At 67.6% G+C, this 19,567-nt stretch carries 19 protein-coding genes; 9 read left to right on the forward strand and 10 right to left on the reverse strand.

What is annotated here, in order from left to right:
- Positions 1-52: 52 nt before the first annotated feature.
- Positions 53-1,330, reverse strand: a complete 1,278-nt coding sequence (locus ABFA30_RS23025) for an acetyl-CoA C-acetyltransferase (protein WP_253080411.1) — start codon at positions 1,328-1,330, stop codon at positions 53-55.
- Between the two features lie 119 nt (positions 1,331-1,449).
- On the opposite strand from ABFA30_RS23025, the gene ABFA30_RS23030 reads away from it, so the two are divergent.
- The 7 genes from ABFA30_RS23030 to ABFA30_RS23060 all read left to right on the forward strand — a co-directional run bounded on the left by ABFA30_RS23030 (position 1,450) and on the right by ABFA30_RS23060 (position 8,190).
- A complete protein-coding gene (locus ABFA30_RS23030; RefSeq protein WP_410046002.1) occupies positions 1,450-2,802 on the forward strand; it encodes a 3-oxoacyl-ACP reductase in 1,353 nt (450 codons plus the stop codon).
- A gap of 2 nt (positions 2,803-2,804) precedes the next feature.
- Entirely contained in the window at positions 2,805-3,656 is an 852-nt protein-coding gene (locus ABFA30_RS23035) for a MaoC family dehydratase (RefSeq protein WP_225790474.1), read from the forward strand.
- A gap of 194 nt (positions 3,657-3,850) precedes the next feature.
- Positions 3,851-4,156 (forward strand): MazG-like family protein, encoded by a 306-nt coding sequence (locus tag ABFA30_RS23040; protein WP_225790475.1) that lies wholly within the window; start codon positions 3,851-3,853, stop codon positions 4,154-4,156.
- Positions 4,153-4,902: a methyltransferase domain-containing protein gene (locus ABFA30_RS23045; RefSeq protein ID WP_225790476.1), complete on the forward strand. Its 750-nt coding sequence runs from the start codon at positions 4,153-4,155 to the stop codon at positions 4,900-4,902. Before ABFA30_RS23040 ends, ABFA30_RS23045 begins: the two co-directional genes overlap by 4 nt.
- Positions 4,903-4,923: 21 nt before the next feature.
- A complete protein-coding gene (locus ABFA30_RS23050) occupies positions 4,924-5,559 on the forward strand; it encodes a DUF4136 domain-containing protein (protein ID WP_225790477.1) in 636 nt (211 codons plus the stop codon).
- Between the two features lie 19 nt (positions 5,560-5,578).
- Positions 5,579-6,139 (forward strand): DUF4136 domain-containing protein, encoded by a 561-nt coding sequence (locus ABFA30_RS23055; RefSeq protein WP_225790478.1) that lies wholly within the window; start codon positions 5,579-5,581, stop codon positions 6,137-6,139.
- A 101-nt stretch (positions 6,140-6,240) separates the two neighbouring features.
- Positions 6,241-8,190 (forward strand): pilus assembly protein TadG-related protein, encoded by a 1,950-nt coding sequence (locus ABFA30_RS23060; protein ID WP_410046003.1) that lies wholly within the window; start codon positions 6,241-6,243, stop codon positions 8,188-8,190.
- On the opposite strand, the gene ABFA30_RS23065 is transcribed toward ABFA30_RS23060, so the two are convergent.
- On the reverse strand, positions 8,175-10,820 hold the full coding sequence (locus ABFA30_RS23065) for an ATP-binding protein (protein ID WP_410046004.1): 2,646 nt from the start codon (positions 10,818-10,820) through the stop codon (positions 8,175-8,177). The two genes, ABFA30_RS23060 and ABFA30_RS23065, sit on opposite strands and share 16 nt — an antisense overlap.
- Positions 10,817-11,260: a TadE/TadG family type IV pilus assembly protein gene (locus ABFA30_RS23070; RefSeq protein ID WP_225790481.1), complete on the reverse strand. Its 444-nt coding sequence runs from the start codon at positions 11,258-11,260 to the stop codon at positions 10,817-10,819. Before ABFA30_RS23070 ends, ABFA30_RS23065 begins: the two co-directional genes overlap by 4 nt.
- 75 nt (positions 11,261-11,335) lie before the next feature.
- Between ABFA30_RS23070 and ABFA30_RS23075 the strand changes: the two genes are divergently transcribed.
- Both ABFA30_RS23075 and ABFA30_RS23080 read left to right on the forward strand, forming a co-directional pair.
- On the forward strand, positions 11,336-11,806 hold the full coding sequence (locus ABFA30_RS23075; RefSeq protein ID WP_225790482.1) for a prepilin peptidase: 471 nt from the start codon (positions 11,336-11,338) through the stop codon (positions 11,804-11,806).
- A 121-nt stretch (positions 11,807-11,927) separates the two neighbouring features.
- Positions 11,928-12,704: a response regulator transcription factor gene (locus ABFA30_RS23080; RefSeq protein ID WP_225790483.1), complete on the forward strand. Its 777-nt coding sequence runs from the start codon at positions 11,928-11,930 to the stop codon at positions 12,702-12,704.
- A gap of 429 nt (positions 12,705-13,133) precedes the next feature.
- Here ABFA30_RS23080 and ABFA30_RS23085 read toward each other — a convergent pair whose 3' ends face one another.
- From ABFA30_RS23085 to ABFA30_RS23115, 7 genes are read right to left on the reverse strand one after another with little or no spacing between them, the layout of a single operon-like run.
- Positions 13,134-13,379, reverse strand: a complete 246-nt coding sequence (locus tag ABFA30_RS23085; protein ID WP_253081013.1) for a DUF3613 domain-containing protein — start codon at positions 13,377-13,379, stop codon at positions 13,134-13,136.
- A 20-nt stretch (positions 13,380-13,399) separates the two neighbouring features.
- The gene (locus tag ABFA30_RS23090; RefSeq protein ID WP_225790485.1) at positions 13,400-14,077 is read right to left on the reverse strand and encodes a tetratricopeptide repeat protein; all 678 of its coding nucleotides are present in this window, start codon (positions 14,075-14,077) and stop codon (positions 13,400-13,402) included.
- A gap of 15 nt (positions 14,078-14,092) precedes the next feature.
- The gene (locus tag ABFA30_RS23095; protein ID WP_410046005.1) at positions 14,093-14,980 is read right to left on the reverse strand and encodes a type II secretion system F family protein; all 888 of its coding nucleotides are present in this window, start codon (positions 14,978-14,980) and stop codon (positions 14,093-14,095) included.
- 2 nt (positions 14,981-14,982) lie between these two features.
- Positions 14,983-15,864, reverse strand: a complete 882-nt coding sequence (locus ABFA30_RS23100) for a type II secretion system F family protein (protein WP_410046006.1) — start codon at positions 15,862-15,864, stop codon at positions 14,983-14,985.
- On the reverse strand, positions 15,861-17,117 hold the full coding sequence (locus tag ABFA30_RS23105; RefSeq protein ID WP_225790488.1) for a CpaF family protein: 1,257 nt from the start codon (positions 17,115-17,117) through the stop codon (positions 15,861-15,863). Before ABFA30_RS23105 ends, ABFA30_RS23100 begins: the two co-directional genes overlap by 4 nt.
- Complete coding sequence (locus ABFA30_RS23110; RefSeq protein ID WP_253081012.1) at positions 17,114-18,304, reverse strand: pilus assembly protein; 1,191 nt, start codon at positions 18,302-18,304, stop codon at positions 17,114-17,116. Before ABFA30_RS23110 ends, ABFA30_RS23105 begins: the two co-directional genes overlap by 4 nt.
- Positions 18,301-19,530 (reverse strand): type II and III secretion system protein family protein, encoded by a 1,230-nt coding sequence (locus tag ABFA30_RS23115; RefSeq protein ID WP_368816089.1) that lies wholly within the window; start codon positions 19,528-19,530, stop codon positions 18,301-18,303. The genes ABFA30_RS23110 and ABFA30_RS23115 overlap by 4 nt, the downstream gene beginning before the upstream one ends.
- Positions 19,531-19,567 lie beyond the last annotated feature (37 nt).

A 19,567-nucleotide genomic window follows, 5' to 3' on the forward strand; every position in this document is an offset into this window, starting at 1 on the left:
AGTGTCAGTCGGGGTCCTGACTCACCGACACTGGGCCCAACCTGCGAAGCACTCAACGCTCGACGATCGCCGTCACCCCCTGCCCCCCCGCCGCACAGATGGAGATCAGCCCCCTGCCCTTGCCAGCCTTGGCCAACAGCTTGGCCATGTTCGCCAAAATCCGCCCGCCCGTGGCCGCGAAGGGATGCCCCGCCGCCAGCGAGCTGCCCTTCACATTGAGCCTGCTGCGATCGATCGCCCCCAGCGGCGCCTCCAGCCCCAGGCGAGTGCGGCAGTACTCCTCGTCCTCCCAGGCCTTGAGCGTGCACAGCACCTGGGCGGCGAAGGCCTCGTGGATCTCGTAGTAATCGAAGTCCTGCAAGGTCAGGCCATTGCGCGCCAACAGACGCGGCACGGCATACACCGGGGCCATCAGTAGCCCCTCCTGGCCCTTGACGAAATCCACCGCGGCGGTTTCGCCATCGACCAGGTAGGCCAGCACCGGCAGGCCACGCTCCTCGGCCCATTGCTCGCTGCCGAGCAGCACCAGCGAGGCGCCGTCGGTCAGCGGCGTGGAATTGCCCGGGGTCAGGGTGCCCAGGCCGCTGCGGTCGAACACCGGCTTGAGCTTGGCCAACTGCTCCAGCGTCAGGTCCGGACGCAGGTTGTTGTCGCGGGTCAGGCCCAGGTAGGGCGTGAGCAGGTCGTCATGCCAGCCTTCGACGAAGGACGCCGCCAGGTGCTGGTGGCTGAGCAGGGCCAGCTCGTCCTGCTCGGTGCGGCCGATCTGCCAGCCCTGGGCCATGCGCTCGCAGTGCTCGCCCATGGAAAGCCCGGTGCGCGGCTCGACATTGCGCGGCAACTCGGGCTTCAAGTGCCTGGGACGCAGCTTGAGGAAAGGCTTGAGCCGTTCGCCCAGGTGCTTGCCGCGATTGGCCTGCAACAGGATGCGACGCAGGCCTTCGTTGACCCCGATCGGAACATCGGAGGTGGTATCGACGCCGCCAGCGATCCCGCACTCTATCTGCCCCAGGGCAATCTTGTTGGCCACCAGCAGCGCCGCCTCCAGGCCCGTGCCGCAGGCCTGCTGGATATCGTAGGCCGGCGTTTGCGGCGACAGGCGCGAACCGAGCACGCACTCGCGGGTCAGGTTCATGTCACGGGCATGCTTGAGCACCGTGCCTGCCGCCACCTCGCCCAGGCGCAGGCCATGCAGGCGATAGCGCTCGACCAGGCCTTCGAGGGCGGCGGTAAGCATCGCCTGGTTGCTGGCATTGGCATAGGCCCCGTTGGAGCGGGCGAAGGGGATTCGGTTGCCACCCAGGATCGCGACCCGGCGAGGTGAGCGCATGCGTATGTTCCTCCTGAAACAATTTCGATCCGTACAGCCTAGGTCTTTTTACCGCATTCGAACGTCCCGCCCGCAAACTTGGTCCACACTTGCATGCTTGCCTTCAGGGAGAACCGTACATGAGCGATCGCTATCTCGGCTTTGCCAACTCCAACCTGGGCCGCCGCCTCGTCGATGCCCTCGGCCTGCCTCGCCCGGCCCCCTTGCAGCGCTGGCAGGCTGGCCGCCTGCGGCCGGTGGAAGGCGCACTGGTGCTGGGTGGCGGGCCATTGGCGAGCACGCTCGAGGCCATCGCCGCACGCCTGACCACCGAGCTCTACAGCTTCAACGTCGAAGGCCTGCAAGCCCCGGCCTGGGTCGCCGGGCTCGGCCCCAGGCTCCAGGCGGTGGTGTTCGATGCCAGCCAACTGTCCGACAGCGACGAGCTGCGTCAGTTGCGCGAGTTCTTCCAGCCCCTGCTACGCAGCCTCGCCCCCTGTGCCCACGTGGTGATCCTCGGCCGCGCGCCAGAAAGCCTCGACGACCCGCGGGCCAGCGTAGCCCAGCGCGCCCTGGAAGGCTTCAGCCGCTCGCTGGGCAAGGAGCTGCGCAACGGCGCCACGGCGCAACTGCTGTATGTCGGTGCCGGCGCCGAGGACCAGCTCGAAGGCGCCCTGCGCTTCTTCCTCTCGCCCAAGAGCGCGTTCGTCTCCGGCCAGGTCCTGCGCCTGGAGGCCTGCGCCAGCCAGGTCGAGGACTGGACCCGCCCCCTGGCCGGGCGTCGCGCCCTGGTAACCGGCGCGGCGCGGGGTATCGGCGCGGCCATTGCCGAAACCCTGGCCCGCGATGGCGCCGAGGTGACCCTGCTCGACGTACCACCGGCGCAGCAGGACCTCGACGCCCTCGCCGCCCGCCTCGGCGGCCGTGCCCTGGCCCTGGACATCTGTGCCAGCGATGCCCCGGCGAAACTGCTCGACGCCCTCCCCGAAGGCATCGACATCGTGGTCCACAACGCCGGCATCACCCGCGACAAGACCCTGGCCAACATGACGCCCGAATACTGGGACGCGGTCATGGCGGTCAACCTCAAGGCGCCCCAGTTGCTGACCCAGGCGCTGCACGAGGCCGGTGCCCTCGGCGAAGACGCGCGCATCACCCTGCTCGCTTCGGTCAGCGGTATCGCCGGCAACCGCGGCCAGGCCAACTATGCGGCGAGCAAGGCCGGCCTGATCGGCTTCGCCCAGGCCTGGGCGCCGAAACTGGCCGAGCGCGGCGGCACCATCAATGCCGTGGCGCCGGGCTTCATCGAGACCCACATGACCGCCGCCATGCCCATGGCCCTGCGCGAGGCCGGGCGCCGCCTGAGCTCGCTGGGCCAGGGCGGGCAGCCCCAGGATGTCGCCGAGGCCGTGGCCTGGCTCAGCCAACCCGGCTCCGGTGCGGTGAATGGCCAGGTCCTGCGGGTCTGCGGCCAGGCACTGATGGGGGCCTGAACATGAACCGGCAATGGCATGACCTGCACACCCCCGAATCGCGCGCCAGCCTCTACCTGCGGGCGCTGGGCAAACGCAAGATCCACGGCACCCGCCTACCCGAGACCGGCCTGCGCTGTTTCCTGCGGGTGCAGCCCGACAACCTGTCGGCTTATCGACGACTCTGCCATTTCGCCGACCATGGCCAACTGCCGCCGACCTATCCCCATGTCATGGCCTTTACCCTGCAACTTCAGTTGTTGACGGCCCGTGACTTCCCCTTCCCGTTGCTCGGCCTGGTTCACTTGCACAATGCCATCGAGGTGTATCGCCCGTTGGGTGGGGTCGATGGCCTGCGTTTCGCGGTGTATGTCGACGCTCTGAAACCCCATGCCAAGGGCGGCACCTTCGACCTGGTCACCGAAGCCGAGGATGCGCTAGGCCCGCTCTGGCGCGAGAGCAGCCGCATGCTGGTGCGGGGCCTGCAGCTTGACGGGCAAGCCGATGAGGAAACGGAGCTCGAGCCCGGCAACCTGCCCGAGGTCACCCGTTGGTATGCCGACCGCGACATCGGCCGGCGCTATGCCAACGTCTGCGGCGACTACAACCCGATCCACCTGAGCGCCCCCAGCGCCCGCCTGTTCGGTTTTCCCAAGGCCATCGCCCATGGCATGTGGAGCAAGGCCATGGCGATGGCCGCGCTGCAAGGCCACCTGCCGGCCAGCGGTTATGCCTTCGAGGTGGATTTCCGCAAGCCGGTGCGCTTGCCGTCCGAGGTGGTGCTCAGCGCCAGCGAGGCCGGGCCGGAAGGTATCTTGCGCCTGGATGGGCATGGCGAACGGGTGCACATGCTCGGGCGGTGGCGCGCGCTCTAGAGCCAAGCGGCATTGGGGCTGCCTTGCAGCCCATCGCCGGCAAGCTCCCGCAAGGTGCGAGTCGACCACGCATGATGCGGTTTGCAGGGCCCCTGTGGGAGCCGGGTTGCCGGCGATGGGGCGCGAAGCGGCCCCAATGCACTTGCTTTGCACAAAGGCTCATCCGAAGCTATGCGCCAAGAGGAGAGCCCCCGATGAACCTGCAAGAACTGACCGAACGCCTGCACCGGATCCGCGACACCAACGACTGGCGCGGCTTCCACAGCCCGAAGAACCTGGCCATGGCCGCCAGCGTGGAGATGGCCGAACTGGTGGAGATCTTCCAGTGGCTGAGCGAGGACGAGTCACGCCAGCTACCCCCCGAGCAACTCGCCCATGCCGGCCAGGAGGTCGGCGACGTGGTGCTGTACCTGTTGCTGCTGTGCAGCGAACTGGGCCTGGACATGGAACAGGTGGTGCGCGCCAAACTGGCCGACAGCGAGAGGCGTTTCGCCCGATGAACGACCGTCACTTCGATGAGCTGGCCAGCCGCTTCGCCGAGAAGATCTATGGCGGCGCCAAGGGTGCCATCCGCCTGGCCGTACTCCAGGCCGACCTGGCCGAGGCCCTGCCCGATCGCCCCCTGCGCGTGCTGGATATCGGCGCCGGCCTCGGCCACATGGCCCTGTGGCTGGCCGAGCGCGGCCACCAGGTGACCCTCGCCGAGCCCGCCGCCCCCATGCTCGACGGTGCTCGGGCACGCTTCGCCGAGGCAGGCCAGCAGGCCACCTTCATCCAGGCACCCTGGCAGGACCTGCTCGGCCAGCTGACCGAACCCTTCGACCTGGTCCTGTGCCATGCCGTGCTGGAATGGCTGGCCGAACCCGAGAGCATCCTGCCGGTGCTGCACCAGCTGACCGCCCCAGGCGGCTGGTTGTCGCTGGCGTTCTACAACCGCGACGCACTGATCTACCGCAACCTGCTCAAGGGCCATTTCCGCAAGCTGCGCAGCAACCGCCTGGCCGGCGAGAAGCAGAGCCTGACCCCGCAAAAACCCCTTGATCCCCGCGAGCTCAAGGCGCAACTTGAACCCATGTGGCAGGTCGAAAGCGAAAGTGGTGTGCGGATTTTCCACGACTACATGCCCAAGGAGTTCCAGGCCAAGGCCGAATTGCTCGACCTGCTGGAAATGGAGCTGGCCCACCGCCGACATCCAAGCTTCGCCGGGCTGGGCCGCTACCTGCACTGGGTCTGTCGCCCGCACTGACCCGCCTGCCGGGAGGAACACATGCGGTACCGTCTCTTGTGCCTGCCCCTGCTGCCCCTCGCCCTGGCTGCCTGCCAGGGCAGCAACCCCTATGTCGCCAGCGGCCGCCCCCTGCCGCCAGCCCCGCCCCAGGCGGCCAGCACCTTCGATGCCAGTGCCTACCCGGCAGCCCCTCGTGACTACGGGCGCTATCGCAGCTGGAGCTGGCGCAACGGCCAACTGCCCAGCGCCAGTGCCAGTGCCGACCCGGCGCAACTGGCCGAGGCGGTCAGCAGCGCCCTCGACCAGCACGGCCTGCGCCCGGCCCGGGGTGGCAGCGCCGACCTGCTGGTCAGTGCCGACATGCGCCTGGAGCGACGCCTGCGCCAGGTCCGCGACTACGACTACTACGACCCCTACTACGGCCCGTACCCCTATGGCGGCATCGGCTACGGCGGCTACCGCCACGGCTACGGGGCCTACGGCAGCGTGCCGATCGTGCGCACCTACGAGGTCGAAGTGATGGTGGTGCGGATCGACCTGTTTGATGCCCGCGATGGCCAGCCGGTATGGAGCGCCAGCGCCGAGAGCGGCAGCGACAGGAGCTCGCCACGCGACCGCGAGAAGGCCTTGCGCGAATCGGTGCACAAGGCCCTCGACGGCTATCCTCCCAGTTAACCTGCACCGGAGAACCATCATGTTGCGCCGCCTCGTTCTGCTGTCGTTCACGCTGCTGCTGGCCGCGTGCGCGAGCAACAACGTCACCCAGGATTTCGACGCCAGCCGCGACTTCGCCGGGTACCGCAGTTGGGCCTGGCAGGAGCCGGCATTGCAGTATCGCCCGGACGATCCGCGGATCAAGAGCGACCTGACCGAACAGCGCATCCGCCAGGCCGTCGCCGACCAGCTCGACCAGCGCGGCCTGCGCCCGGCGCAGGCCAATGCCCGGCCAGACGTCAGGGTGCGCACCTACCTGATCGTCGAGCAGCGCCAGCAGCAGATCACCACCAACTACGGCGGAGCCTGGGGCGGCTATTGGGGAGGCTACTGGGGCGGGCCGATGTACAACGAAACCCGCAGCGTCGACTACAAGGTGGCGACCATCCAGGTCGACCTGTTCGATGGGCGCGACGGCAAGCTGGTCTGGCGCGGCAGTGCCGAGCAGATCATGAACAACTATCCGCCCAGCCCGCAGGAGCGCAATGCCGCGATCCAGAAGACCGTCGCGCAATTGATGAGCAACTATCCACCGCGTTGAGGCGCTGACGGCCACTCGATCAAGGCAATTTGCCATCACCCTGACTACACTCCTTTCATCGCCGCTGCGCTGCGTGGCCGATGGCCTGCAAAGGAGTGCCCGTGGTTCCCCGTTCCGCTGTGCGCCAACGCGGCGCGATCGGCCTGATGGCCGCCCTGACCCTCGGCCTGGCCCTGCTGTTCCTGCTGCTGGTGGTCGACAGCGGCAGGCTCTACCTCGAGCAGCGCAAGTTACAGCGCATCGCCGACATGGCCGCGCTGGAAGCCGCCGGGCAGCACGCCGGCTGCAATGGCAACGGCCCCCAGGCCAGCACCCTCGCCCGCGCCGCGGCCACCCGCAACGGCCATGCCCCCGGCAACCCCCTCGTGGCCAGCTGTGGCTACCTGCAGACCGATGCCCGCAACCTGCGCATCTTCACCTCCGACACCTCGCGCAACGAAGCGATCAAGGTCGAGGTACGCAACACGGTGCCCACGAGCATTGCCGCCAGTGCCTTCACCCTGGTGCAAGGCAGCGACCTGCCATTGACCACGACCCTCGGCGCCAGCGCAGTGGCTTCGATGCCCCGGCCACCCCAGGCCATGCTGAGCATCCGCAGCACCCTGCTGAAAGTCGACTCGCGTCAGTCGGCGATACTCAACGCCCTGCTCGGCGCCCTCGGCAGCCATGTGCAACTGGACGTGGCGGGCTGGCAAGGCCTAGCCGACGCCGATATCAACCTGCTGCGCTACCTCGACCAGTTGGCCATCGACCTGGGCCTGGACATCGGCGATTACCACCAGTTGCTCAACGCCGATGCCACTGCCACGCAACTGCTGCAAGCGGCCGTCAAGGTGCTGCAGCAGAGCGGTGCCGCCGCTGAGGTCATCACCAACCTCGGCAAGGTGGCCGTGGGCAGCGGCAATGGCACGCTCCTGAAGCTGGGCAGGATTCTCGACATCCAGAACGGCACCACCCAGGCCGGGCTGGATGCCAGTGTCCAACTGCTGCAACTGGTGCAGGGTGTGGTCCAGCTTGCGACCAGCGAAAACGCCGCCAACATCGACTTGCCTCTCAGTGTGCTGGGCCTGGTCAATGGCCGCATACGCCTGAAGGTGATCGAACCGCAGCAGGTCTCCGCAGCAGGCGATCCACGAAGCGACGAGATCGCGGTTCACACCGCGCAGGTACGAGCGTTGGTCTCTCTCGACCTGCCGCTGCTGTCAGGCATCGCCGGGCTGGCCAACGCCGTCCTCGACCTGGCGGCGCCCCTGACCAACGTACTCAACAGCCTGCTCAACCTGAACCTGCTGGGCACGGTGCACTCACTCACCTGCGCCCTGGGCATTCCTTGCAAGGTCAGCGACATCAAGCTGCTGGACGGCAAGCTGCACATCGATATCGGCCTGGAAGCGGCCAAAGCCTCCGCCCGCCTCAGGCCCGGCCCACCAGCCAGCTACAGCTGCGCGCCCAAGCAGTTGAGCGTGCTTGCCGAGAAGGCTGCGGTGAGGCTGGCGGTCGGCAAGTTCGAGCCCCCCGAGACGTTCTTCAGCCAAGGCCCCCCCACGGTCAAGGCGCTCCCGTTGATCGACATCGGGACCAACGTCTGTAGCCGCCTGCTGATCCTGCCGCCGATATGCGGCACGCGCGTGCCCTTCGCCGGGGGCGGCATCGGGCTGCGCATCGACAGCAAGGTGCTGGGCAGTGGCGCCACGGCAATGCCCCTGCTGTTCAAGGACGCCAGCGAGCCGCCCGACATCGGGCAACCGCCCCGCTACCTGTCGATGGCCGACAGCCAGGTCGTCGGCAGCCTCGGCGACACCTTGGCGGGCATCCGCCTGGAAGCCTACAAACCCACCGCCAACAGCGGCCTGGGCGAGCTTCTGGTGCTCACCGCCGGGCTGCTGGACGGCGTGAAGAACATTCTGGAGCCGCTGATCCGGAACCTCCTGAGCCCGTTGCTCGACCCGCTGGTCAATGCCCTGCTCAAGGTGCTCGGCATTGACCTGGTCAACGCCGAAGTCGGTGCCAACCTGACCTGCTCCAGCGGTCGCGCTCAACTGGTGCAGTGAAGCGGCAGGCTGATCCGAAAACACGCCCCCTCGGCGCCATTGGCCACGCTCAGGCTGCCGCCCATGCCCTCGACGATGCCATGGCTCACCGACAACCCCAGGCCCGTGCCGACACCGGCCGGCTTGGTGGTGAAGAAAGGCTCGAAGATCCGTGCCTGCAACTGGGGATCGATACCGCCGCCGTTGTCTTCCACCCACAGGCACAACTCCCCGGGCTGCAACGACTGGCGCATGCAGATCCACGGCGCGTCCCGGCGCTGTTCGAGCAGCGCGTCACGGGCATTGACCATCAGGTTGATCAACACCTGTTCGAGCTGATCCTGGTGCCCCAGCACCAGCGGCTGCTGCTGCGGAGGCTCGATGCGCAGGGTCACCCCCTTGCCGCGCAGGCCTTCGTCGAGCAGGGCCACCGCCCCTTCCACCGCCGCCCAGGCACTGAAACGCTGGCGCTCGACCTCGGAGCGACGTCCGAACACCCGCATGTGGTCGACCAACCGTGCCGTGCGTTCGACCTGGGCTTCGATGCGGCGCAGCTTGTCTTGCAGGTAGGCCGGCTCGGCGGCGCCGTTGTCCAACCGTTTCAAGGCATTGACCGTGGCCATGCGCATGACGTTGAGGGGCTGGTTGATCTCGTGCAGCAACCCAGTGGTCAGCTCGCCGAGGGTCGCCATCTTGGCGCCTTGCAGGAGCTGGCGCTGGCTGCGCCGGACCTCGGTGTTGTCACGCGCCACCGCCTGCACCTCCAACAACCGGCCCTGGTCGTCGAACAGGCCACGGTCGGCCCAGACCCACCAGGCATGCTCGTGGCCAGGCAGCTGCAGGCAGACCTGCGCACTGCTCACCGGCTGCTCGGGGGTCAGGGCCTGGAGCCGCTGGAGGAACTCGCCACGCTGTGTATCGGACATCCACTGCCCGAGGTTCATGCCCAGCAGTTGCTCCGGCGTGCAGCGCAGGCAGTCGGCCAGCGGCCGGTTGCCGAACAGCAGGGCCAGGTCCGGGCGGTAGCGGCAGATCATCGCCGGCGAATCCTCCACCAGCACCCGATAGCGTTCCTCGCTCTGGCGCACCCGCTCGGCGGCCTCGGTCGCCTCGCTGACATCCAGCCACAGGCCGACCACCTCCAGCGGCTGGCCGAGATCGTTGCGCAGCAGGCGTGCCTCGTCCAGCACCCAGTGATAGCCGCCCCGGCTGTCACACAGGCGGTAGCGGCAGCGCGCCTGGCCGTCGCGTAACAAGCTGCGGGTGCGCTCCAGCCACAGCGAGCGATCGTCCGGATGCACCGCCAGGCCCGGCTGGCGTGCCTGCTCGCTGTCCGCGGCCCAACCGAGCAGCGGCATCAGGCTGGCACTGAAGAACTCGCTGTACAGCGCACCGTCGGCGTAACGCTGGATGTAGATCACCGCCGGCGAACTGGCGATCAGGTTCTCCAGCCGCGCCCGCGCAGCACCGGCCTGGAGCTCCTGCGCCTTGAGTGCGCTGATATCGAGCAAGAATCCGCGCAACTGCCGCCCCTGCAAGCGCCCGACCCAATGGAACCAGCGTGGCGCCGCCAGGGTATCGTCGCCCGGCATACGCAGGCTCAGGCTCAGTTCCCCGCTGCTGCGGGCCTGCTCCAGCGCCAGTTGCGCCGCTTCGCGATCCGCCGGGTGCACACGTGCCAGCCATTGCTCAAGGCTCGGTTCACGCGCCAGGCCCAGGCTGGCAGCGAGGTACGGATCCAGATGCAGGGGGCCGTGCAGCGGCCACGCCCACCACCCCGCCCCCAGCTGTTGCTGCAACGCCTCCAGGTGGTGGGTCTGGCGCAGCAGCTGGGCCTGCCGATGACGGCCCAGCAACGGCTCGACCAGAGCCTGCAGCAGCCCCTGCGCCGCCGCTGTCTGCGGCAGCGCCTGGGCACCGGCGCACAGCAGCCAGGCCTCGGCCTCAGCCCCCTGGCAGTAAGGCAGCAGGAACAGCGAGACACCCCCGCACAGCGCCAGCAGTTCGGGATGCTCGCGGCTGTCGAGCAACGCCTGGGCCGGCAACCGCGTCAACCAAGGTTGCAGGCGCGTGTCTTCGGGCCAGGGCCAGTCGGCGTCGTTGCTGGCGAAGCTGCGCCAGCCAGCCGGCTCGCGCAGCACCAGGCGCAACGCCGGGGCATGCCAGCACTCAGCCAGACGCTGTAACTGCTCCACCACGCACTGTGCCAGGTGCTCCTCGCCGCATTCGCGCACGGCGCGGCCGACCTCTCCCGCCAGTTGTCGCAGGCCTTGCTGCTCATTGGCGTGGGCACGCTCGAGCAACAGGTCGCCAATATCGAACAGTTGCAGCAACCAACCGTCACCGTGGCGCATCAGCCAACCACGGGTGTGCAGGGGATGCCCCATGACGGTGTGGAAATCCAGGTCCAGGGGTAGCCCCTGCCAGTCGGCCGGCTCGCCTTCGAGCACCAGCCAGCTGTGCCGCTCCAGGTAGTCATGCACCCGCCCGCCACCGTGGGCGGGCAAGGCCAGCAGGGTACGCAACGGGCCAGACAGACGCTGCACCGCGCCCTGGGCATCGAGCCACAGTTGCAGGCCCACCGCCGGTGGCACCTCGGCCTCGTGCGCGCTCGGTGGCGCCGCACGCCAGCGATCGAACAGGCCGCTCACAGTTGCAGGCTCGCTTCGGCCTGCAGGCGTTCGGGCAGGCGTGGCACCTCACCGATCAAGGGCAGCACCAGCACCGGCAGTACGCGGACCAGGCGCTCGCGAGGGTAGTCGATCGAGACGGTCAGCAGGTTGTCGCCGCTCCAGGTGACCTTCGTATCGGTGACGACGCTGAAACCCAGGGCCGCCGGCATCCAGGCCAGTTGCTGCCCGACCACCTCCCGGGCCAGGCTGTCGACGTCGCTTCGGTAATGCTCGCCGCCCGGGTCGAGCGCCACGCAGCGACGCACCGCCTCGCTGCTGGCCTGGTTGAACGACTGCAACATCAGCATCGGCAACGCATGGCTGACCAAGCCATAGAACACCGCGAAAAACACCATGAAAACGGCGACGAACTCGATGGCTGCCGCACCTTTTTGCCGTCCCGCCAGGCTTGCTTTCATGTTCGCGTCTACCCTGACTATGACACCTGACTGACAGCATAGAACCGTTCAACGAATAGGGATGGCAATTTGCCAATGCAAAGCATTGTTCTCCTGATGTGGCTTGCCTTGTGCACCGAACAAGATATCCGTGAACGACAGCTTTCCAACGCCCTGACACTGGGTGTCGCCGCAGCTGCGCTGGCCTGGCTGTTCGCCACCGGCCACAGCTGGATCGGCGCCGATCCCAGCGATGCCGGCTGGGCGCTGGCCATCGTCATGCTGCTTACCCTGCCCGGCTACATGCTTGGCCGTTTCGGCGCCGGCGACGTCAAGCTGATGGGCGCCCTGGCCCTGGCCACCAGCCACCAGTACGTGCTCGGCACCTTCATCGGCGCCGGCATCACCGTGCTGGCCTGGATGCTCGCCAGGCGTCGCCTGCTGGCCTTGCTCAGCCCCAAGGTGAGGAAACGCTTGCAGCAACTGGCCGAAGAGGTCGACGAGAAACAACCCTTCGCGCCTTTCGTGCTGGCGGGCTTCCTGCTGACGGCCGTCTGGATCCCGTAAATGACTACTCGGTCCAGATTCGTCGTACAGCCCGTGTACATACTCGCAAAGTGCGACTAGTGTCTTTAGCGGCCAGTCTCTCTGGCCCAGGAGCAGGACCGAGTCGAACAGGGAGTCGATCGTGAACAAATCCATCAGTGAGGTGAAGCTACTGGTCGTCGACGGCCAGGCGTTGATCGTCGAGCAGTTGTGTGAATTTCTCGAGTACCAGGGCTACGGCTGCGTCCCGGCCCATTCCACGGAGCAGGCCATCGAGCGCTACCAGGCCGATGACGGCATTGGCCTGGTGCTGTGCGACCTGCACCTGCCCGGACGCGATGGGATCGAGCTGGTCCGCATGCTGAAAGCGCTGTCCGGGCGCCGGCGCATGTTCGAGGCGATCATGCTCACCGGGCGGGCCGAAAAGCAGGATGTCATCCGCGCCTTGCGCGAAGGTTTCGCCGACTACTACCAGAAGCCCATCGACCTGGACGAGCTGCTCGAGGGCGTGCGCCGCCAGGAGCAGGCGCTGCTGGAGCGCCAGCGCAACCTGCGTGAGCTGGGCAAGCTGAACCAGCGCCTGCAGGAGCTGGCCGAGTCCATCGACGATCTCTACCACGACCTGGAAAAGGCCCGTGGCCTGGGTGTGCAGCGCCGTGCCGGCGATCCCGAGGAGGCCGAGGCCGAACTGCCGCCGAACTTCGAGAAGCTCTCGCCGCGCCAGCTGGAAGTCGCCAGGCTGGTGAGCAAGGGCAAGACCAACTACCAGATCGCCTGCGAGCTGGGCATCACCGAGAACACGGTCAAGCTCTACGTGTCCCAGGTCCTGCGCCTGACCCACATGCACAACCGTACCCAACTGGCCCTGGCGCTGACGCCGCGTTCGTCACCGGTGCACCAGCGCTTTACGGCCCATTGAAAGCCCCTGGCACGGCGGCTGATGCTGTTCACTTAAGTCTGATGTGACATCGATTGGGGCTGCCTTGCAGCCCTTCGCGGGCAAGCCCGCTCCCACAGGATCGTGCATTCCTTGAGGTTTGCAGCGTACTTGTAGGAGATTACCCAGCCTTTGAGCTGCGCTGTCACGCAGAGAACTGATAGTGGCTTTACGCGGCCCCTGTGGGAGCGGGCTTGCCCGCGAAGGGCCGCAAGGCGGCCCCAATGGCTTAAGTGAACAGCATTACTAGCATGGCGGCGCCCTTTTCGCGGGCAAGCCCGCTCCCACAGGGGCCCGTTGCTCTTTCGGTCTCTGTTCCCAGATTTCCCACAGAGCCCGCGCCGCTCTTGAGATCGACGCAGAAGCCGGCTTGCCGGCGATGGGGCGCGAAGCGGTCCCAGATGAGCCAGCTCAGTCACCCGACGAACCAACCGACTGCCAGCGGAATACCTCGGGGATCGGGTACTTGTAGCTGTCCAGCCAGCGCTGCAGGGCCTGCTCCCGCTCCCGGGCGGTCTGCACCTGTGGCGTCGGCGAGGCCTGCTGGTTGCTCGCCTGCACCTGCAAGAGCGCTTCGGTGGCCGTCTGCGCCGGCTCCTCGGCCAACGCTGCCAGGGGGCCGGCAAGGCCGACCAACAGGATCACGCACTTGAGCATGGGCATCTCCTCCCTTGGATTCAACCGAGCGGCGTCGCGCCACGCCCGCTCGTCTTCAACTGCGTCGCCCGGGCCTGGGCCTCGGCGAACTGTTCGGGCCTGAGCCGCAACCGGGCCACCAGGTCGGCAGCCTGCTGCCAGTTGTCCTGGACCAGCGCGAGGGTCACCAGGTTGACCGCCGGCAGCGTGTTGTCGTCCTTCAGTTCGATCGCGGTGAGAAACTCGAAACGCGCCTGCTCGTGATCGCCCAGGTGCATCAACACCACGCCCAGGTCGTTGCGCACCTTCTCGTCGGTCGGCGCCAGGCGCACGGCCCGCTGCAGGTGACGCAGGGCCTGGGCATCGTCGCCCCGGGCCGAGGCGAGCTGGCCAAGGCCATGCTCGCCCTCGGCCGCCAGGCAACCACCGAGCAAGCCACGGTACAGCGGCTCGGCCTCGCTGCGCCCGAGCAAGCGCAAGACCTTGGCCTTGCGCAGGCGCACCTGGTCGAGCGCATCCGGCAACTGCTGCAGGTGCGCCAGACTGGCATGGGGCCGGCCTTCGTTGAGCATTTCATCCGCCAGGTTCAGGGCCAACTGCTGGTTGGCGTCCGGCTTGCCGCACTGGGCAGCGCCCAGCAGCCGGGCCAGGCCATCAGGTGGCTGGCCGGCGCAACCGGCGAGCAGCAACAACCCGGTGAACAACAACAGCGCTTTCATCCGCCTCCCCTCCCTTCAGGATCCCAAGGCCCGCGCCAGCGCGGTAAAGCCCGGCCCGGCCAGGACGATGAGCAAGGCCGGGAACAAGAACAGCATCATCACCGCCGACATCTTCGCCGACATCTTCGACACCCGCTCCTGCAAGCGGGTCAGGCGGCGGTCGTCGAGCAATACCTTGAGCGCCTGCAGCGATTTCATCCCGCCGCTGCCTTGCACCAGCAACTGCCGCAGGATCACGCAGGTATCGATGAATTCGTCCACCGCCAGCAGGTGGGCGCTCTTTTCCAGCTCCGGCCCCAGGGCAAGGCCCGAATCCACCCGCTGCAGTACCAGGCGCAGCTCCTCGCTGATCTCCGGCAGCAGGCCGCGGCCCTCCTGGCTCAGCACCCGCAAGGCCTGCTCGACCGCAAGCCCAGTCTCGAACAGGATGCGCAGCAACGGGATCAGCAGGCTGACCTCCAGGGCGATGCGCTGCTGACGCCGCTGCGCCGCCACCGCCAGCAGGCGCTTGGGCAACAGGTAGCCGACACCCAGGGCGCACAAGGGCAGCACCAGCCAGTGCCCTGGGCCTTCGCCCACCAGGCCATGCTGCAACAGCAACGTCATCCCCACGGCCAGCAACGGCAGCCCCAGCTGCACGGCGGCGAACAACGCCCGCTGACGGCTGCGCCGCCAACCGACCCGGTCGAGCAGGGCCTGGGTCTCGCCGTCGAGTGTCTGCAAACGTCGCCCCAGTGCCGTGCTACCCAACCAGTGCAACCAGTCCCCCAGGCGCTCCTCCCGTGCCATCTGCCCTTGCAGGCGACGTGCGACCAATTGCCGGGCGCGCCACTGGCGCGCCGCCTGCAGGCCCAGCAGCGCGGACGCCACGAACAGGCACAGGGCGCACAGCAGCAAGGCCATGTTCACAAGCGCCTCATCATGCGCCACAGCACCAGGCAACCCAGGGCCTGGAGGGCGAAGGCGAACAGCAGCATCCACTGACCGTGGTCGTCACGCCACATGGCCAGCAGGTAACCGGGGTTGCCCAGCAGGAAGTAGCCGACCATGGCCAGCGGCAAGGCACCGAGGATCCAGGCGGTGACCCGTGTCTCCCCGGTCATGGCCCGCAGTTGCCGGGCCCCCTGCTCGCGCTCGCGGATCAGCTTGATCAGGTTTTCCAGCAACTCGCTGGCGTTGCCGCCATAGTGTTGGTTGATACGCAGGCCAAGGGCGAACAGGCGTAGTTCGTCCTGCTCGTACAGCTCGGCCAGTTCACCTGCCGCGTCCTCCAGCGGCACGCCCAGTTGCACGTTGCGCCGCACCCGGCCCATGGCCGAGCGCAAGGGCTCGCGGGTGCCGTCGATACCACCGAGCACCGCGTCGCTCAGCGTGCGCCCGGCCTTGAGGCTGCGAACGCTGTAGTCCAGCAGCCCCGGCAACTGCTCGATGATCTTCCCCAGGCGCCGGCGGTAGCGCCCGTGCAGGTAGAGGTAGGCCAGCAGCGGCATGCCCGGCAACAGCGCCATTGCCGCCACCCAACCAGACACCAGCCAGGCCGCCAGCACCAGGGCGAACCAGGCCAGCAGCCAAGGCCGCAGGCTGAAGCCGGCATGGGCCAGCCCGGCACGCTGCAGCAGCGGGTCGAGCCAGTCGCGCCTGGCATTGCCCGTGCGCACGGCCTGGTAGGCCCGCCCCAGGCGCTGGAGGATGCGCTCCTCGCCCCGCTTGTGCAGGCCAAGACGCAGCAGCAGCACGGCGATGCCCAGGCACAGCGGCGACAGCGCGAGCAACAACGGCCCCATCACAACACCCCCTCATGGCGCAGCTTGGCGCCCGCCGGGTTCGGCGCCTCGCGCAGGAAGCCCTCGCCGCTGCGTCGGTCGAGGCGGAACAGGGTATTGGTGACATAGACGTCATCCCGCACCCCGACCACTTCCAGCACCTCGCTGACGCAGCGCCGGCCATCGGCCAGGCGGGTCAGTTGGATCACCACGTCGAGCGCCGCGCAGATCATCTGCCGCAGGGTCTTCTCGGCGACCTGCCGCCCGGTCAGGCCGACCAGCGTTTCCAGCCGCAGCAGGGCGTCCTGGGCGGTATTGGCGTGCACCGTGCTCATCGAGCCGTCGTGCCCGGTGTTCATCGCCGTGAGCACATCGAGCACCTCGGCGCCGCGGATCTCGCCGAGCAGGATACGGTCCGGGCGCATGCGCAGGGCATTGCGGATCAGCTCGCTGGCCTTGATCTCGCCGTGGCCCTCGGCGTTCGGCGGGCGGGTTTCCAGGCGCACCACATGAGGGTGGTGCAACTGCAGCTCGGCGACGTCCTCGATGGTCACCAGGCGCTCCTGGGGGGCGATCATCTGGCTGAGGATGTTGAGCAGGGTGGTCTTGCCGGTGCCGGTACCGCCGCTGACCAGGATGTTGCAGCGCCGCCCCACGGCGCGCTCGAGGAAGTCGAAGATGGCCTGGTCGATGGCCCGGGTGGCCAGCAGGTCAGCGCTCTTGAGCATGTCCTGGCGAAACTTGCGGATCGACAAGCAGGGCCCGTCCAGCGCCACCGGCGGGATGATGGCATTGACCCGACTGCCGTCGGGCAGGCGCGCATCGACCATGGGCGAGGACTCGTCCAGGCGCCTGCCGAGCGGGGCGAGGATGCGCTGCATCACCCGCTCCACATGATGGGCGTCGATGAAACGCAGGTCGGTCTGCTGCAGCACCCCGGCGCGCTCGACGAACACCCGGTACGGGCCGTTGACCAGGATCTCGGTGACGCTGGCATCGCGCAGCAGCACTTCCAGCGGGCCATAGCCGGTCAGCTCGTCGACCAGTTCCTCGGCCAGGCGCTCCATCTCGTAGCGTGACAAGGCCAAGTGCAGGCGCGCCACATAGTCGCCCACCTGCTCCACGACGAACTGGGTCAGGGCCGGCCGCGCGCCCTCCAGCAGGTTGCGCCCGCTGTCTTCGATGGCATCGATGACGAAACGGTGCAGGGCCCGCTTGAGTGCCTGCGGGTCTGCCGCGGCATGGCGTGGCCCGCCGAAGGGTTCGTCGCCACTCATTTGCTGCTCCACAGGCGGCGAAACCAGGTGAAGGTGGGTGTCGCCAGGTTCTCCGAGCGCCGCGCCAGGCGCTCGCCCAAGCCGCGCAAGGCCTGGGTCAGGCTTTCCCGCGGCGCCAGCTCGAACAGGCTCGCCCCCTGGTTCTTGGCATTCAGGCGCACCTCGGGGCTGTAGGGCAGCACCTTGAGCAACGGCAGGCCGTAGCGCTTGGCCAGGGCATCGGCATCCGGCGCCACCTGGCGCAGGTAGCGGTCCACCAGCAGGCCGGCATGCTCGAGCTTGATGCCACGGTCACGCCACTGCTCCAGCACCTCTAGGTTGCGCCGGCAGTCGAGGATGTTCTGGTCGGTATAGAGGATCAGCTTGTCGCAATGGCTGACGATGGTCCGCAGGGCTTCGCTGTCGGCCTGCCCGGCGAGGTTGACCACGATGTGCTGGAAGTGCTGGCGCAAGGCGCTGAGCAGCATGTACAGCTCGGCGGTGCTCGATTGCGCCAGCGGCACGTCGCTCTCGGCGTAGGCGAGGATGCGCAGGCCGCCCTTGTCGGCCGTGAAGGCGCTGTCGATCAGGGTGGCATCGAGGCGGCGCAAGTGGCGCAGGGCATCGCCGAAGAAGAACGACGCCTCCAGCCCCAGTAGCGCCAGGCTGTCACCGCGCGGCAGGCCGAGGTCGAGCAGCAGGGTCTGCTGGCCGCTCTCCTGGACCACTCGCGCCAGGTGGGTGGTCAGCAGTGCACCATCGGCGCCACGCTGGGCACCGTAGAGCACGCTCAGGCCACCCAGGCTGGGGTTGCTGGCCACCACCGGCAGGCGCTTGCCCAGGCGCCGCACCAGCCCGGCCACTTCGCTGGCCCGCGAGCCGTAGGCGACGAAATCGCGTGCCCCGGCGCGCATGGCGTGCAGCACCAACTGGTTGTCCATGCCATCGCCCAGGGCAACGATCGCCAGCATCGGCTTGGCCTCCAGCACACCTTCGATCAAGGCGCACTGGTTGACCAGTTGCTCACGGTCCAGGCCGATAAACACCAGGTTGCTGAAGGTCACATCGACCAGCGCCAGCAACTCGTCGAGGCTGCCGCCGCTGGCGCCGATCACCTGGCCCAGCGGCGCCAAGGCGCCTTGCAGCCAGTGCAGGTCGTCCTCGTTGCGGGTGATGGCCAGGTAGGTCTGGTTCAGGCTCTCGCTCATCGTGATAACCCACTACGGCCGTCGAAGTTGCCGTTTTCCAGGAAGAACAGCTGGCCCCAGCTGGGGTCGTAGGTACGCAAGTGCTCGCCTGGCAGTTGTGGCAGCCGTGCATTGGCGGCCAGTGGCTGGACCAGGTGTGGGGTGACGATCATCAGCAGCTCGGTGTCTTCGCGGTTGAGCGTCGATTGGCGAAAGAACGCGCCGATGATCGGCAGGTTGCCCAGGCCCGGGAACTTGTCCACGGCAGAGCGGGTGTTGCTGCTGACCAGGCCGCTGATGATGAAGCTCTCGCCATCGGCCAGGGAGATGCTGGTGTCGGTGCGTCGCACCTTCAGGCCCGGGACGAGGGTGCCGGCGATGTTCACAGGGTTGCTGTAGTCCAGCTCGCTGACCTCCGGCGCCACCTTGAGGGTGATGCGGTCGCGGCTGATCACCGTCGGGGTCAGCGCCAGGCGTACTCCGAACTCCTTGTACTCGATCGAGACGTTGTCGCTGCCACTGCTCGGTACCGGGATAGGAATTTCCCCGCCCGCCAGGAAGCTCGCGGTGAACCCGCTGAGCACGGTGAGGCTGGGGCGCGCCAGGGTATAGGCGAAGCCGCTGTTCTCCAGGGCGTTGATCATCGCCAGGAAGCGGCTGCTACCGCCGCCCCAGACGATGTTGAAGACACCGTTGTCGAGGGGAATACCCGGACGCACGTCCGCGTAGGTCACCGGGTTGGCGCTGGTCTGGATCCCCGGCACATGGTCAGGGCGCACGACAGTGTTGGGTACCGTGCCGGGCGAGCCGATCAGGCTATTGTTCGAACCCTTGAAGAACAACCGCGCCCCAGCTTCCTTGTACTTGACCCGCTGCACCTCGACGAAGCGGATATCGGCCTGCACCTGGCTGGGCAACTGCGGGTCCTGGGACGGCAACAGCGCGCCCTCGGCCATGTCCACGCTGGCCCGCCCCTTGACGAACAACATGGCCCGGTGCGGTGCCGGGGCGCAGGCGGTCCACAGCATCAGGCTGGTGTTGCCCGGCGCCACCGCGGTCAGCAGTACGGCACGCTCGCCACTGGCCTGGACGTCGGCGACCTTCGGCTCGCCGACCGCCACCCGGCTGATGGCCACCGGCAAACGCAGCTCCTGCTGCAGGCCCTGGTCCATCTCGATCACCGAGGGTAACTGGGCGAACGCCGCGCAGCCTTGGCTGGCCGCCTCGGCCAATGGCAGCATCGCCATCAATGGCAGGGCATGGCACAACTGTCTGAATATCCGC

It is taken from the genome of Pseudomonas sp. HLMP, from assembly GCF_046365545.1.
Taxonomy (GTDB): Bacteria; Pseudomonadota; Gammaproteobacteria; order Pseudomonadales; family Pseudomonadaceae; genus Aquipseudomonas; species Aquipseudomonas guariconensis_B.

Excerpts from the sequence above, each read along its gene's own strand:
- ABFA30_RS23025 (WP_253080411.1), bottom strand. The coding sequence starts at position 1,330 with ATGCGCTCACCTCGCCGGGTCGCGATCCTGGGTGGCAACCGAATCCCC.
- ABFA30_RS23030 (WP_410046002.1), top strand. The coding sequence starts at position 1,450 with ATGAGCGATCGCTATCTCGGCTTTGCCAACTCCAACCTGGGCCGCCGC.
- ABFA30_RS23035 (WP_225790474.1), top strand. The coding sequence starts at position 2,805 with ATGAACCGGCAATGGCATGACCTGCACACCCCCGAATCGCGCGCCAGC.
- ABFA30_RS23040 (WP_225790475.1), top strand. The coding sequence starts at position 3,851 with ATGAACCTGCAAGAACTGACCGAACGCCTGCACCGGATCCGCGACACC.
- ABFA30_RS23045 (WP_225790476.1), top strand. The coding sequence starts at position 4,153 with ATGAACGACCGTCACTTCGATGAGCTGGCCAGCCGCTTCGCCGAGAAG.
- ABFA30_RS23050 (WP_225790477.1), top strand. The coding sequence starts at position 4,924 with ATGCGGTACCGTCTCTTGTGCCTGCCCCTGCTGCCCCTCGCCCTGGCT.
- ABFA30_RS23055 (WP_225790478.1), top strand. The coding sequence starts at position 5,579 with ATGTTGCGCCGCCTCGTTCTGCTGTCGTTCACGCTGCTGCTGGCCGCG.
- ABFA30_RS23070 (WP_225790481.1), bottom strand. The coding sequence starts at position 11,260 with ATGAAAGCAAGCCTGGCGGGACGGCAAAAAGGTGCGGCAGCCATCGAG.
- ABFA30_RS23075 (WP_225790482.1), top strand. The coding sequence starts at position 11,336 with ATGCAAAGCATTGTTCTCCTGATGTGGCTTGCCTTGTGCACCGAACAA.
- ABFA30_RS23085 (WP_253081013.1), bottom strand. The coding sequence starts at position 13,379 with ATGCTCAAGTGCGTGATCCTGTTGGTCGGCCTTGCCGGCCCCCTGGCA.
- ABFA30_RS23090 (WP_225790485.1), bottom strand. The coding sequence starts at position 14,077 with ATGAAAGCGCTGTTGTTGTTCACCGGGTTGTTGCTGCTCGCCGGTTGC.
- ABFA30_RS23095 (WP_410046005.1), bottom strand. The coding sequence starts at position 14,980 with ATGGCCTTGCTGCTGTGCGCCCTGTGCCTGTTCGTGGCGTCCGCGCTG.
- ABFA30_RS23105 (WP_225790488.1), bottom strand. The coding sequence starts at position 17,117 with ATGAGTGGCGACGAACCCTTCGGCGGGCCACGCCATGCCGCGGCAGAC.
- ABFA30_RS23110 (WP_253081012.1), bottom strand. The coding sequence starts at position 18,304 with ATGAGCGAGAGCCTGAACCAGACCTACCTGGCCATCACCCGCAACGAG.
- ABFA30_RS23115 (WP_368816089.1), bottom strand. The coding sequence starts at position 19,530 with ATGGCGATGCTGCCATTGGCCGAGGCGGCCAGCCAAGGCTGCGCGGCG.